At 40.3% G+C, this 14183-nt stretch carries 9 protein-coding genes; 4 read left to right on the top strand and 5 right to left on the bottom strand.

The annotated features are described in order from the left end of the window. Window positions 1-46: 46 nt before the first annotated feature. Window positions 47-3847 (bottom strand): transglutaminase domain-containing protein, encoded by a 3801-nt coding sequence (locus D1013_RS00680; protein ID WP_121847050.1) that lies wholly within the window; start codon window positions 3845-3847, stop codon window positions 47-49. Between the two features lie 232 nt (window positions 3848-4079). Between D1013_RS00680 and D1013_RS00685 the strand changes: the two genes are divergently transcribed. Next, a complete protein-coding gene (locus D1013_RS00685) occupies window positions 4080-4493 on the top strand; it encodes a hypothetical protein (protein ID WP_162987767.1) in 414 nt (137 codons plus the stop codon). Window positions 4494-4495: 2 nt separating this feature from the next. Here the strand turns inward: D1013_RS00685 and D1013_RS00690 are convergent, their stop codons facing one another. Beyond that, window positions 4496-6307: a sodium:solute symporter family protein gene (locus D1013_RS00690; protein WP_121847052.1), complete on the bottom strand. Its 1812-nt coding sequence runs from the start codon at window positions 6305-6307 to the stop codon at window positions 4496-4498. 84 nt (window positions 6308-6391) lie between these two features. Here D1013_RS00690 and D1013_RS00695 point away from each other — a divergent pair, with 84 nt between their 5' ends. The 3 genes from D1013_RS00695 (at window position 6392) to D1013_RS00705 (ending at window position 11454) form a co-directional block, all read left to right on the top strand. Then, on the top strand, window positions 6392-7147 hold the full coding sequence (locus tag D1013_RS00695; RefSeq protein WP_121847053.1) for a sulfite exporter TauE/SafE family protein: 756 nt from the start codon (window positions 6392-6394) through the stop codon (window positions 7145-7147). Window positions 7148-7205: 58 nt separating this feature from the next. Then, on the top strand, window positions 7206-8585 hold the full coding sequence (locus D1013_RS00700; RefSeq protein ID WP_121847054.1) for an AGE family epimerase/isomerase: 1380 nt from the start codon (window positions 7206-7208) through the stop codon (window positions 8583-8585). 301 nt (window positions 8586-8886) lie between these two features. After that, on the top strand, window positions 8887-11454 hold the full coding sequence (locus tag D1013_RS00705) for a zinc-dependent metalloprotease (protein WP_121847055.1): 2568 nt from the start codon (window positions 8887-8889) through the stop codon (window positions 11452-11454). 20 nt (window positions 11455-11474) lie between these two features. Here D1013_RS00705 and D1013_RS00710 read toward each other — a convergent pair whose 3' ends face one another. From D1013_RS00710 to D1013_RS00720, 3 genes are read right to left on the bottom strand one after another with little or no spacing between them, the layout of a single operon-like run. Then, window positions 11475-12008: a GNAT family N-acetyltransferase gene (locus D1013_RS00710; protein ID WP_121847056.1), complete on the bottom strand. Its 534-nt coding sequence runs from the start codon at window positions 12006-12008 to the stop codon at window positions 11475-11477. Between the two features lie 32 nt (window positions 12009-12040). Next, window positions 12041-13105, bottom strand: coding sequence for a mandelate racemase/muconate lactonizing enzyme family protein (locus D1013_RS00715; RefSeq protein ID WP_121847057.1), 1065 nt, complete (start codon window positions 13103-13105; stop codon window positions 12041-12043). Next, window positions 13102-14175 carry an N-acetyltransferase DgcN family protein gene (locus D1013_RS00720; RefSeq protein WP_121847058.1) on the bottom strand — a complete coding sequence of 358 codons (1074 nt, stop codon included), beginning with the start codon at window positions 14173-14175 and terminating at the stop codon, window positions 13102-13104. Before D1013_RS00720 ends, D1013_RS00715 begins: the two co-directional genes overlap by 4 nt. Window positions 14176-14183 lie beyond the last annotated feature (8 nt).

Consider the following 14183-nt stretch of genomic DNA (forward strand, 5'->3'; position numbering starts at 1 on the left):
GAAATTTGTTCTAAAGATAAGTCATTACGCGCTATGAACAACCATATTAACCCTTGCCAGGCAAACTAACTTTCGATGTTGACGCGGCCTTTTTAAACCCTATCAATTGCTTTTTGGCGTCCAGTACCGATTTCACATACATCTTAAAATCTTTATAGTCTTGTGGGTCAATACGTTTCTTTGAAGTTTGAACAGAAATTTGAACGAATAGCTCGTTTGGCTCCTTTAACTCAAAGTTCATATTAAAATGATGCGCTTTAAAACTATATTCTGAATTTTCGGGTACTTCAACAAATTCTTCATCTTCAGATAAGACGATCAGGTAAGAAGAAATATACTCGTCTGCATTTTCGTAAAGCAGATAGTCGATAGGATAATTTCTAACATTGTCTTCAATAATACTCGAATTATAGGCATTATTGATTGCTGGAAGACTAAGAACTTTCATGCTACCAATCTGATTCAATTTTTCATTGACCGATAATTTGGAAACGTATTTCAAAGTTTCAGCTCTTCGCTTATAATTCACATTATAAACGCTATCAAGACTAAAGTCTTCACTCATTCTACCTTGAAAATCTTCTTTTATACTGTTTTTCAGCATTTCTGCATTGTTTTCTTTAAAAATGCCGGCGTAGTGCGAAACAATGCTTCCTTTTAAGATAGATTCTACTTGAAGTTCATGGTCATCTTTACCGATTTTATACAGCATATGACTCTCAATTACCGTCGGAGTATGGGCAATATTATCAAGACGGTAAATGCCCGACGATACTTTCTTGAAATTCTTGTTGGGAATATCTAATGCCGTGGCATGCTCTAAGCTGGTTGGTATAGACCTGAAAGGCAAGTTGTTGTCGGTCAATTCAAGATATTGGGCCTTACCATCAATAAATACCTTGGCAATACAGTGATTGAAATCTTGGTTAGGTAATACCATCGAGTTTTCACCATAATCAGATGTCAAAACCAATACCAAATGTGCACGTAAACCGGCCATTTGCGCAAGAGTCACATATAGAGTAGAAAAATCTTTACAGTCTCCTAATCTAGACTTGATGGTTTTTGACGGCTTTTGGGGCACATAACCGCTTTGCCTGAACCCGACGTAGCTATAACTGAAATTTTCCATGATATAATGGTAAATTCTAGAAGCACGCATGTCATCCGATAAGGCACTATACCCTTTCGGGAAAATGGATTCAAATGCCCTTTTTACATCTGAATTGATAAGCATCTGCGGGCGAACCAAGTCGGCATACCACTGGGCCACATCATCCCAAGAGCCGATAGTGCTCATGTGAATATACTTCGCAAGGTCGCTCAAGCTGGGCATGTAGTTTTCCGGTTGGGGCATCGGCTTTTGATTGGCGGCACTCCATTCGTGAAGAACGTAATCATCTAATTCCCTCTTAGAATAATCGATTTCACCGTTCACTATTTCAGTGTCAAATTCATGGTTCTTCGGCACCAAAATTTTAAGGCTGTTTTTGATGATAGGATGATACGATCCGAATTGGAAATAATCTACATGGTCTTTATAAAACCTACCCGTTTTGCTATAGCTACTTTCGTATTCGATATATATGACATCGTCAATTTCGAGATTGCTGAACACTAAGTCAGAGCCATTGACCGATGCGGGAACTATTTTTCCGGTCGGCTTAACAATTTCAGATTTGGTTATATGGTAGCTTCCGCTTAAGCCGAGGCCAACTTCTTTCAGTGACTCTATTCCCGCGTCAGATGTAATTTTAACTGCATATCTCACCTGAGACTTACCCCCTCCTTCCGGAAATAGCTGCAAAAGTGTCTCATCCAACAAATAATGGTACCCATAGCTACCCATCAAAGGCTGCTCTCTGTTACTTGTAATAAAACCGTACATATCTTTAGTGCCCAACTCCTTAAAATAATCAGGAGTTTTAGATAAATCGTCAATCTTCTTTCTTACAGTTGTGTTTGCGCCATTATGTTTTATGGCCTTTTGATACCAATGTAGCGCTTCCTCTTTCTTTCCGATTTGCTCTAAGGCAAAAGCCTTTTTTTCCATGGCCACAAAAGAATACGGATAATTGGCAAGCATTTGCTCAATATACGGGAGCGATTCTTTAAAACGCTTGTATTTATGAAGGTAATCAATGAGTTCAGAAATAAAAAGATTGTCATTTTTGACCAGGTCGTAACGTGTTTCGAAAAGTCCTAGCGCATCGCTGATACGGTTCTGCTTTTCATAGTGTTCTGCCAATGATTTTATGGCCGAATAATCAAAGTAATCTTTGTTGATCTCTTCCAATATGTTGACTGCGCTTTCATCATCGTTCAAGTAACCTGAATATAGATTTAAATAGACTTTAATCAGGTTTAGCTGCTCTTTGTTTTCTTTGGTAATCGCGTTGAGCGTTGATCTAACCATTTCCTGGTCTTCTCGCCTAAGTGCTTTCATTAACTCAGCCGATTTTTTTAAGACTTGCAAATCCGTTGCATCTGAAAAATGGTTCATAAAACGCTCGAATTCGTCAATGGGAAGTTTAAAAAGCTCACCAGCATCTTGAAACTTGTAAACATAGCTCAAGTAATAAGTTTCGTCATCGTTGATGATATTCTCTTTTACCTCGTTAACGGCCGAAAAATCATTCTCTTTGGTATAGCATTCAATCAAATATTTTCGAAGGAAAGAACTGCGGTCATATTTTTCTAAATATGGCTGCAGCACGGCTTTTGCCTCTTGATATTTAGAGTTTCTTAAATAAGTATTCAACAAACATAGCCTATACAAGAAGTTTTTAGGGTCGCTCTCGATTTTCTCCAAAAAGTATTTTTCAACAGGATGTTCCAATAATACCGGTGTTAGACCTTCCTTTTTGCTTTTTATATAGGGCTTAGGTTGCGAACTGTATTTTACACCTAAAATTTCAGAACCTTGAAGATTGGTAATGCGAGCAATGAAATAGGGTATGCCACTTATATCGGCAGTTTTAACTAGTAAACGACTTGTACCCTTAGGTAGTGTCACCTCAACATTATAAGCGTCTAAATCGGTAATGCCATCGTTATTGTTTTCAATTAGTAAGACATCATTTAGCCATATCTTGGCCAATGACGAGCTACCAAACCTTATAACAACCTTTTGCTCTTCAGGATTATCAATAAATGTTTGGGCGTAGTTGACCGAACTACCATATTCGGTATGATTCGAATAATATTGGTAAGCCTCTTTGTCACGTTCAATCGGTGTGTACCAATTGATGAAACCATTACTATTGGCATTAAAATCATTATCTGACACCATTTGCCACTCGGGTTCAAAAGGAGTGTCAAGACCGCTGCCATTTAAATTTTCAAAGCCTCCACAAAATTGCCATGCCTTAATGGATGGTAACTCTTGGTTCAGTTCGTAATAGGTTTTCCAATCATTGCGGTGCTGCGCTACAGCAGATTTTAAGTATCGCAATGATTCTTTAACCGTTGGGTTTTCAACAGCCTTCAAATCAATGGCGTCTACATTAGAGGTATTTTTCTTATTAAAGCCCGTATTCGTATAGTTCTCAAAAAAGAAACTATGGTTCCATAAGGCATAGAGGTAGTATTCAAAATCTTTGTGCCCAACGAGTTTTTCTAAGAAATTTTTAGGGTCTTCAAATAGGCCCAACTCATTTTTGATTAACCGGTCAGATAAAAGGGCTTGCAGGTCACCACTATTCAACTTTTCGAAGCTGTCAAGTGCTTTCTCCCTTTTGTTATCGAAGAGTAACTGCCAGTGTTCTTGAACCTCTTCTATTTGTTGAGATTGTAATGACTTTATAGGAAGTAAAAAGGCTAGAAGCAGAAAGTAGATGAATCTCATACAGCTCGGCAGGTTGGTTCATTTGGGTCTAGAGATAACGTTCTTTTACCACAAATGGTATACAAATCGTTGAAATGCCATCTTCGATAACAGATAGTGCATTTAATCGAATAAGGAGGCTGCTACCGAGCATATAGCACAATACCAAAAACCAATGGTCGTTCTTGGTAAAGGTCATTTAAAAGGCCTGTACCCAAATCTGGAGTTTGAAAAGCTCCGTAAAATAACCAAAATGAAAAAAAACCTACGTTACCTACTATTTGCAGTAGGCCTAACCCTTATGGTCGGCTGCGCCAAAGATGAAGACACCCTTACCGTGGTAAGCAGTGAAGCACAAATATCTTATGAAACTGGACTTTCTTTCGTAAGCTCATCTGGTTTTACCGCCGATTATGTAACCTATAAACTTAGACTTGGTACTGGGGTCGAAAAAGAGTACGGACAAAGTCTGGTAGGGTATAATTATACAGAAATGCAAGAGGGTAGTAAGACTATCTATCAAATTGAAGTCTATAAAGATGGAGAGCCCCTATCATTTAAGGCATACGTAAATAACGAAGAAGGTGGACAAACCGAAGTTAAATCCACCTCCATCATTGATATTAACAATGAAGAAATTCTTAAGATACTATTAGATTACCAATAGTTCTAAAGGATATTATCTTTCATTCGGCCCCACGCCTTAATAAGCAAGAAAGCCGATATAATAGCGATTACCGTTAAAATAATAGCCGGTGTAGTTCTGCCGTAAATCCAATAGCCGGTTGAGAACATTATGGTGTAAATAAGAATACACCCTAAAATCATAGCGGTAATCCCTTGCGGTACGCTCCATTTTTCATTGTCTTTGGCTATTTTTTCTCCATCGGCTTTAGCTTCATTAACGACCTTGTTCCACCCAGGCCCGCCTGGTTGTATTCGCTTGTAAAATGCTCTTAGCGTTTCCTTCGATTCAGGTTGCGTCAAGAATGTTGCGGCCAACCATATTGCAGAAGTTACAATGACCACAAAAGGATATTCGAACCAACTAGGAAACACCCCATCTTCCGAATTGAACAAAAGAGGACCTAACGCTGTAGTTTTGAGTAAAATGGAAATTATTCCCGAAGCGAACATAGCAGCAATTTCACTCCAGGCATTAATTCGCCACCAAAACCACCGTAGTATAAAAATCAGTCCGGTACCTGCACCGAAAGTCAATAGAATATCAAATATCTGAAGTGCATTTTCTAGCAGCAATGCCAAACCGGCACTTAATACCATAAGAATTACGGTCGAAATTCTTCCGATGGATACCATTTGCTTTTCAGTAGCATTAGGATTGATCTGTTGCTTGTAAAAATCAAAAACGATATAAGAAGATCCCCAGTTCAATTGGGTCGAAATGGTACTCATGTACGCTGCAATCAATGATGCCAACACAACTCCCAATAAACCACTTGGTAATTTGGTCAGCATGGCAGAATAAGCCAAATCATGGCCCAATTTACTTTCCGCGATATTCGGAAAAGCAGCTTGAATACTTGCAATATCAGGATAAACTACGATAGATGCCAACGCAACCAAAATCCATGGCCACGGTCTAAGAGCATAGTGCATTATATTGAAGAAAAAGGTAGCCCCGATTGCATGGTTTTCGTCTTTGGCCGCTAACATACGTTGGGCAATATAGCCTCCACCGCCGGGTTCCGCCCCTGGATACCATGAACTCCACCATTGAACCGCAAGCGGAATAATAAACAACATAATCAATGCGTTCTGGTCGCTGAAATCGGGAAGAATGTCAAGCTTCGTCTTAACAGCATCATTTGCCATCAAAGCCTCTATGCCCCCTACTTCAGGTATATTGACCAAATAGTATGCTGCACCAATTGCTCCTGACATTGCCACAAAAAATAAAAGAAAATCAGTGTAGACCACCCCTTTAAAACCTCCCAAAGCCGAAAAAGTAACCGTAATCAAACCAGCACCAACAACGGTTTCCCAAGGCTCTAGACCCAACATGATGCCTCCTATTTTAATGGCGGCCAACGTAACTGAGGCCATTGTAATAATATTGAATAAGGCCCCTAAGTAAACAGCCCTGAACTTTCTTAGAAAACTAGCCGCTTTACCTCCATAGCGCATTTCATAAAATTCTAAGTCAGTGTTTACATTTGACCTACGCCACAATTTGGCATATACAAAAACAGTTAATAAACCCGTAATTAAAAATGCCCACCAAACCCAGTTTCCAGAAACACCGTTAGTTCTCACGATATCGGTTACCAAATTAGGTGTATCGGTAGAGAAGGTCGTGGCCACCATAGATAGGCCCAAAAGCCACCATGGCATGGTTCTTCCTGAAAGAAAAAATTCAGATGAATCCTTACCGGATTTCTTTGAAACATAAATTCCGATACCTAAAACGATGGAGAAGAAAACGACAATAAAACTGTAATCGAGGGTAGATAACTGCATAGGGTGGAGGTTGGTTTTTTGGTTAGCCGATAAAGATATTATTTTTTTAAGATACTTTTGCCATTTGCCATCGAAAGACCAACCATGTTTTTAGCCGCTAATTTTGACATTTCAATAACTTCTTGGGCCCTTGCATTTGCTGCTGCCGTGGTCATCGGACTCTCTAAAGCGGGTATTAAAGGAATAGCGATTGTAAACGTAACTCTAATGGCCCTGGCTTTTGATGCCAAAGCATCTACCGGAATTGTCGTTCCGCTTCTTGTAGTCGGCGATATTTTTGCGGTCATTTATTACAATAGACACGCCAATTGGTGGTATATAGTACGTTTTTTACCTTGGATACTGGTCGGTATAATTATAGGTGCCTTCATTGGAAATGACCTCAACGAGACCCTTTTTAAAATAGCAATGGCCATTATTATTCTGGTAAGCGTTGTTATGATGTACTGGTGGGATCGAAGAAAATCAAAAAGAGTGCCCATCCATTGGGCTTTTGCAGGCTTTGTGGGCACGGTAGCGGGCATTACTACCATGATTGGTAACCTTGGTGGCGCCTTTAGCAATATTTACTTTTTGGCTATGCGTGTACACAAAAATGAATTTATTGGTACAGCGGCATGGCTGTTCTTAATCATTAACGTTCTTAAATTGCCACTTCACATTTTTGTTTGGGAAACCGTTACCCTTGACACTTTACTATTTGACCTCAAATTGGTGCCGGGTATTTTTATTGGTGTTTTTCTGGGGGTTCGTCTGGTAAAAATGATCAAAGAAGATTTTTATCGAAAAATGATATTGGTTTTGACTGCGCTAGGTGCGCTTATGATATTGATCAAATAGCCCACTTTTTATAAGTTTTTATGAGTAGCTTTAGTGCAATCACCTGAACTACTAAACCATGAAGGCCCTTTTCTACTTATTCCTGTTAACTTTTTCTCTGTCGTTATTCACTTCTTGTTCAAGCTCAAAAAAAGAAGAAACGAATGAAGAAAAGCTGACTGTCGAAATCGAAAATTCACTTAATGCATTGGTCAAGGTATGGTACCCTAGAAGCGTTGACACGATAAATGGTGGCTTTTGGTCTGATTTCGATTATGAGTGGGAAAAGAAGGGCAAGCAGAACAAAATGTTGGTTAGTCAGGCCCGTCATGTATGGACTACCGCAATTTTAGCCGATTACTACCAAGATGAAACTTATCAAACTATTGCCGAACACGGTTTTCGGTTTTTAAAAAATCATATGTGGGATGAAAGACACGGTGGTTTCTTTACCCTTCTCGGTCTTGAAAACGACAGTCTTAAAGTACTTTCAAAAGGAAAAAGTGCCTACGGCAATTCTTTTGCCATTTACGGCTTGGCCGCTTACTACAAGGTATCAAAAAACAACGAGGCCCTAGATTTGGCTAAGAAAACTTTCTACTGGTTAGAAGAGCATGCCCATGATTCTGTTTATGGTGGATATTTTGATGTTATGGATGACAAAGGCTCATGGCTTCTTGAACAGGAGAAAAATACAGGTGAGTTTGATAATTTCATTCGCAAAAACTGGAAGGATCAAAACTCTTCCATTCATCTATTAGAAAGTTTTACGGCTCTCTATGAGGTTTGGCCTGACCCGCTTTTGCGAAGACGTCTCGAGGAGCTGTTGGTTTTGATAAGAGATACCATTACCACTGATAAAGGATATTTATCCCTTCATTTAGAGAGAGATTGGAAACCTGTCAGTTTTAGAGATTCCAGCGAAATATACCGAAAAGAACATTTTTATCTGGACCATGTCTCATTTGGTCATGACGTAGAGACGGCCTTTCTTCTTTTAGAAGCTTCCCATCGTCTAGGAATTAAAAACGACACCTTAACCGAACGCAAGGCAAAGTTAATGGTTGACCATGCTCTTGAATGGGGTTGGGATGAAGAAAAAGGCGGTTTTTTTGACGGTGGATACTATTGGAAAGATGGTTCCCGAACCATCATCAACAAAGCAAAGATATGGTGGGCCGAGGCAGAAGCGCTTAATTCACTCATATTGATGGCCAAATTTCACCCAAATGAAGAGCGGTATTTGCATCTTTTTAAAAAACAATGGAAATATATTGATACTTATTTAATCGACCATACCAATGGTGGCTGGTATGGCGAGGGCCTCGACACTGACCCCGAAGCATCAAAAAAAGCAAAAGCGCAAATCTGGAAGGTCAACTATCATAATATCAGATCATTGATCAATGTAATTCAAATGTTGAAAAGTGAATTCGTTTTGACCCAAGAGCACCACTAACTGCTCTCAGCTTGTTTTGTTAAGATGAAATTATCAATTGATAATTGACATCCTCCTTGCTGTGTTGTATATTGGATGCCAATCTTTCTTGCCGTATATTTCGTATATATTCAAGATTGAAGTCTTGAACACAGAGTTCATATCACATATTCTGTTAAAAGAAACCCCGACCCAACCAATACCATACTAAAGTTTTGTTTGAAACGTTGGCTACTTAGAGAAGACCTCTAACTAAAGGTTTTTTCGAGTACCTCGCGCCAAACCAACAGATAATAAAACCGATACGGTAAAATTGATAACAATGAAAAATTGCTTTGCATATATTCTTGTATTTCTTTTGGTTACCTCTTGCGGTAGTGTTGGGTTTGTAGGTAAGTCCAATAGAAAAGGGAAATCGGAAAGCCTGGCGGCCAATAGCGCCAAGGCCTATGATCGAATTATAACTGAAGAAGCCGTTACGAAAAGCGGTTTATTTGATGTACATAAGGTCGGCGACAAATACTATTTTGAGATTGTGGATAGTTTGTTGAACCGTGAAATTTTGGTGGTTACCCGCTTTATCAAGACTCCATCTGGGGCAAGTAACTATGGAGGAGAGAAAATATCGGAAAACACCATTGTTTTTGAGAAAGGCCCTACCAACAATCTTTTCCTTCGTATTTCAACCCTTGTGAGTGCGGCCCATGAAGACGACGCTATATCAAAGGCTGTCAACAATTCGAATATCACCCCTATTTTAGAAGCGTTTGAAATCAAGGCCCAGAATGATGACAATCAATCGTATGTCATTGAGGTCACTAATTTTATAAATAGCGAGAATCCGCTATTGGCTCTCAGTTCTGATGCCAAAGACGATTACAAGTTACTTTCGCTAGAAAAAGACAAATCATATATTCAAGAGATCAACTCTTTTCCCGTCAATACCGAAATCAAGACGGTTAAGACATATAGGGCCAAATCAGGATCCGACAAACGAAAAGAGCTTCCTGCGGCGATTCTTGCAGGTGTTGTAACTCTTGAGATCAATAACTCATTCATTTTGTTGCCAAAGATTCCAATGCGAAAAAGGCTATACGACGAAAGAGTGGGCTATTTTGCAAGTTCTTATCTCGAGTATGGTGATGACCAACAAAAGGTAGACCGCAATACTTACATTCACAGATGGCGGTTGGAGCCTAAACCGGAAGATTCTCTAAAGTGGAAGCGAGGAGAACTTGTAGAGCCCAAAAAACCTATTGTATATTATATCGATCCGGCAACCCCTAAAAAATGGCGCCCTTATTTGATACAGGGTATCAACGATTGGCAAGTTGCTTTTGAACAGGCTGGTTTTAAAAATGCCATCATCGGCAAGCCCTGGCCAGAAAATGACGAGAGTATGAGCCTTGAAGACTCACGTTTTTCTGTACTACGCTATTTTGCCTCCCCTTTTAAGAATGCCTACGGACCTAATGTGGTAGATCCTAGAAGTGGCGAAATCTTGGAAAGCCATATTGGCTGGTACCATAACCTTATGAGTCTTTTACATAGTTGGTATATGGTTCAAGCGGGGGCCGTGGATGAGCGTGCCCGAAAAATGGAGTATGACTCGAAATTGATGGGTGAGCTTATTCGGTTTGTAGCTTCTCACGAAGTAGGGCATACCCTAGGTTTAAGGCATAATATGGGCGCAAGCCATGCTACTCCGGTAGAAAACTTGCGTGATGCCGAATGGTTAGAGAAAAACGGACATACCAGTTCGATTATGGATTACGCCCGTTTCAACTACGTAGCCCAGCCTGAAGATAGTATCCCGAACAAAGATTTGATGCCACGAGTTGGCGATTATGATAAATGGGCCATTCAGTGGGGGTATTCCAGATATGCCGATGACCTATCGATCAGTGACGAAAGAGAAATGTTGAGCCAAATGGTAACCGATAGTGTTACCGGTAACCCTAGATTGTGGTTCGGTGGTGAAGGTCGTGACTTTGACCCTCGGTCGCAAACAGAAGATTTGGGAGACGATGCCATGCAGGCTAGCACATACGGCATATTAAACTTGCAACGAATCGCGCCCTTCTTAAAAAAATGGACACAGGAAAGAAATAGTGATGATTATGCCAACTTAGATCAGGTATATAAAGATTTAGTTGGGCAATACAGCGATTACATTTTTCATGTGGCCAAAAACATTGGTGGTATCTATGTAACCCCTAAAACGATGGGCGAAGAAGGTGAAGTGTATCGCCCTGTTGATAAACAGACACAAAAGCAGGCCCTCCTCTTCTTGAACAATTACATTTTTAAAGAGCCTAAGTGGCTTTTACGAAATGACATTTTAAACGCCATTCAATCACCACAATCGAAAGAGTCGGTTACCAAAACGATGGAAGGTGTGATGATGAATCTATTGGGTGGGAGTCGATTAAGCCGAATGACATTCATTTCTGAGCGTTATGAGAACGAAGACCCTTATTTGCCTCAAGAATATATGGATGACCTCAGCCAACTGGTTTGGGGAGATATGAACGTTTTCTATCAAACGAATGCCTATAAAAGAAAGCTTCAAAAAGCTTATGTTTCGAACCTCATAGCACTTTATAAACCAGATGAGGCCGAAGGCTTGGTAGAAGGAATTTTGGCAAAACTTTCGGAAGGATATACCGTTAATACAGATGTTCGTTCATTGGCACTTGACAACCTTCTGACTTTACAAGGAAATATTAAAAGAACCATACCTGTAATGACGGATAGGTTGACCATCGCTCACTTGAATTACTTAAAAAGGGAAATTGAATCAGTGGTTGGTCAAACTAGAGACGTTGATCCACTTTTTATTCCATTTAGAAGGGACGTTTCTATCCAGGAACAAAGTGGCGATGAATAATAGCTCTTCGCCAATTGAACCTAAACGTTTTCCACTTTTTGTTGCAGAAGAACTATTTCTAGATTTCGGTTCTGTACTGGTAATTCAGGCGAATCAGAGGTTTTAGTGGTTCGTACCTGCCCAAATCCGAAAGATTTATAATATGATATGAGCTGATGATTGTCGGCCCAAGTATCCATTCTTATATAATTCAGCTGATTTTTTAGGGCAAATTCTCTAGCCCATGACAATACTTTAGAAAAGAGTCGCCGACCTTTAAATTTTGGGTGTACAACAATTCGGTGGAGATAAATAGCGCTTTCCGCTTCGTCTTCACCCCAAATAAAAGGGTCGCTCAATTGAATACTGAACAGGCATAAAATCTGGTCTCCTTCACAAATCTTGTATTGCTTTGAATCAGCTATCTCTTTCTCAATGGCCCCTTCATCGATTTCCTGCCAAACCTTATATCCGTTTTGCCCTTGAAAAGACATAACCTCTTTAAAAAGATTTATAACAATGGGAAGTTCGTCTCTCTTGGTCGCGCCTATGAAAAAGTCTTGTGATTCGCTCACCTTTAAAATCTATTTCAAATAAGTTCTTAGGATTAAAAAACTTCGAATTCCCCCAGCCCTGGAGCCTCCGTGGGGTATAAAACACCATTACGTAGATGAAAGAGCCCCTGAAAAGGATCGTCAAGAAGGTCGAGGTGACCATCGAGATCGGCATATCTTATATTGGGCCTTGATAGGGCAAAATGAAGCCCCGCAGCAATACCCAAAGAAGACTCGTCGTTACAACCGATCATGCTTTCAATGCCCGCTGCCTTAGCTACAGAATTGATATGCATGCCTTCGAGAATTCCGCCCACTTTCATCAATTTGATATTGACCATATCGACCCTTTCGTTCTGGGCAAGCCTAAATGCATCGGTCAACGTCTTTAGACTTTCGTCGGCCATTACGGGAATATCAACCTGGTTCATGACTTCACTTAACCTTTCCTCTTTTTCGTGCATGGTGGGCTGTTCAAAAATCTCTATTCCTATTTGACTGGTGGCCTTTACAAAAGCCACCGAGTCTAGCACTGAATACCCTTGGTTGCCATCAAATCGAAAAGTAATCTGAGGAAACTCTTCATGAAGAATTTTCATTTTGGCAACATCCTCTTCCAAACTATGTCCGCCTTTTATTTTGAGGATGGTAAAACCCATTTTAACGAATTCGCGGGCTCGAAGTAATGTTTCTTCAAGCGGTAAAATGCCTATCGTAACACTCGTGGCTATACAGGTTTGAAAACCGCCTAAATATTGATATAGTGGCACTCCTGCCTTTTTAGACACCACATCGTGCAAGGCCATGTCGACCATGTTCAGCGAAGATGATTTTTTACCCAGCAAAGTTCTGAGTTCTAGCAGCAGCAAAGCATAGGTAAAAGGGTTCTTGCCCTTTAAAAAAGGAATGATGATTTCATTGATGGCGTCAAAAACGTCTAACGGACTCTCGTTCGTGACTATCAAGTCTGGAGCCGAACAGCCATATCCTGTTATATGGCAATCAGTTTCAATCTTAAGAATAAAATTTACCGTACTGTCTATGGTTTCATAGGCAATCGTATATGGCTCGGAAAGTTTTAAATCGAGCCGTTCAAAGCTGACCTCGGTTATTTTCATTCAATTTTTTCTTTCAATAAATCGATTAAGCCTTCCGCCCCATATTTGAGCACATCAAATGCAGGCAATTTGGTTTCAAGGGTGATTTGCTTGCAGGTTTCAAGGATCTCATCCTCTTCCATATTTTCATGGTTTACGGTTATCGCAATGACCTTTTTTCCTGAAATGGTCTCGATGGCATTGATCTGCTCAGCCAACGAATGCAAACGATAACCAGGAAAGCCATCATATTCCAAGCGCTTGGGCGCATGCTGTAATACTACGTAGTCGGGCCTTCCCGCAGCCAAAATTTCGAAACCACCTGGGTAGGCCGGGTTCATTAAACTGCCCTGCCCTTCAATGACAATTACATCAGGGTTCTCGTTTCTATAGGCGCTGACCACGGCATGCTCTATTTCTCCGGAAACGAAATCATTGATACAACTATCCATCACCATGCTGTATTTCGCCCCTTGCATCCAAGCAGTTTGCCCAGTGCCTATCATTTCAGCCTTGAGCCCCGCATTTCTAAACCCATGGACCAACAACCAGGCTGTTGTACGTTTACCCAAGGCCGAATCAGTACCCAGAACCGCTAATTTTAGGCAATCGACCTTTTCGATATCTCCTGTAAAAAAGTGTAACTGGTCTCTATCAGGAGTTTTTCTAACATCTCTAATGCGACAATTATTTTCCGCCGCCAACTGGGTCAAAACGGGGTCATTGGTCAAAAAGTCGTGTAGGCCGCTATCAACGTTCCAACCCATTTTTAAAGCTTTCTTAATCGTGTCTTTGGCAACCATCGGTAGTCTTCCGCCATCAGGGGCCAAACCGATTACCAAATATTTGGGCAACTCTTTTTTCTGGGAAAGCGCTTCTACTGCAGTGTCGAAATCCTTAAAAATTGGAATACCGTTCGGTTTACCATCCAATACCTCGCCTGCATCCTTACCTTCGTATTTCGCATCAAGAACACCGACTACTTCGTACCTCTCGGTAAATCTTGTTAGTCCGTGAGCAGTTTTTCCATTAGGGGTATTGAATGCTCCTTCGCAGTATACAAGTGCTTTTCCGTCTATTGATTCTTTCATTCTTTTTC

Origin of the sequence: Euzebyella marina (genome assembly GCF_003687485.1) — a bacterium.
GTDB classification, from domain to species: Bacteria; Bacteroidota; Bacteroidia; order Flavobacteriales; family Flavobacteriaceae; genus Euzebyella; species Euzebyella marina.

Excerpts from the sequence above, each read along its gene's own strand:
- D1013_RS00680 (WP_121847050.1), bottom strand. The coding sequence starts at position 3,847 with ATGAGATTCATCTACTTTCTGCTTCTAGCCTTTTTACTTCCTATAAAG.
- D1013_RS00685 (WP_162987767.1), top strand. The coding sequence starts at position 4,080 with ATGAAAAAAAACCTACGTTACCTACTATTTGCAGTAGGCCTAACCCTT.
- D1013_RS00690 (WP_121847052.1), bottom strand. The coding sequence starts at position 6,307 with ATGCAGTTATCTACCCTCGATTACAGTTTTATTGTCGTTTTCTTCTCC.
- D1013_RS00695 (WP_121847053.1), top strand. The coding sequence starts at position 6,392 with ATGTTTTTAGCCGCTAATTTTGACATTTCAATAACTTCTTGGGCCCTT.
- D1013_RS00700 (WP_121847054.1), top strand. The coding sequence starts at position 7,206 with ATGAAGGCCCTTTTCTACTTATTCCTGTTAACTTTTTCTCTGTCGTTA.
- D1013_RS00705 (WP_121847055.1), top strand. The coding sequence starts at position 8,887 with ATGAAAAATTGCTTTGCATATATTCTTGTATTTCTTTTGGTTACCTCT.
- D1013_RS00715 (WP_121847057.1), bottom strand. The coding sequence starts at position 13,105 with ATGAAAATAACCGAGGTCAGCTTTGAACGGCTCGATTTAAAACTTTCC.
- D1013_RS00720 (WP_121847058.1), bottom strand. The coding sequence starts at position 14,175 with ATGAAAGAATCAATAGACGGAAAAGCACTTGTATACTGCGAAGGAGCA.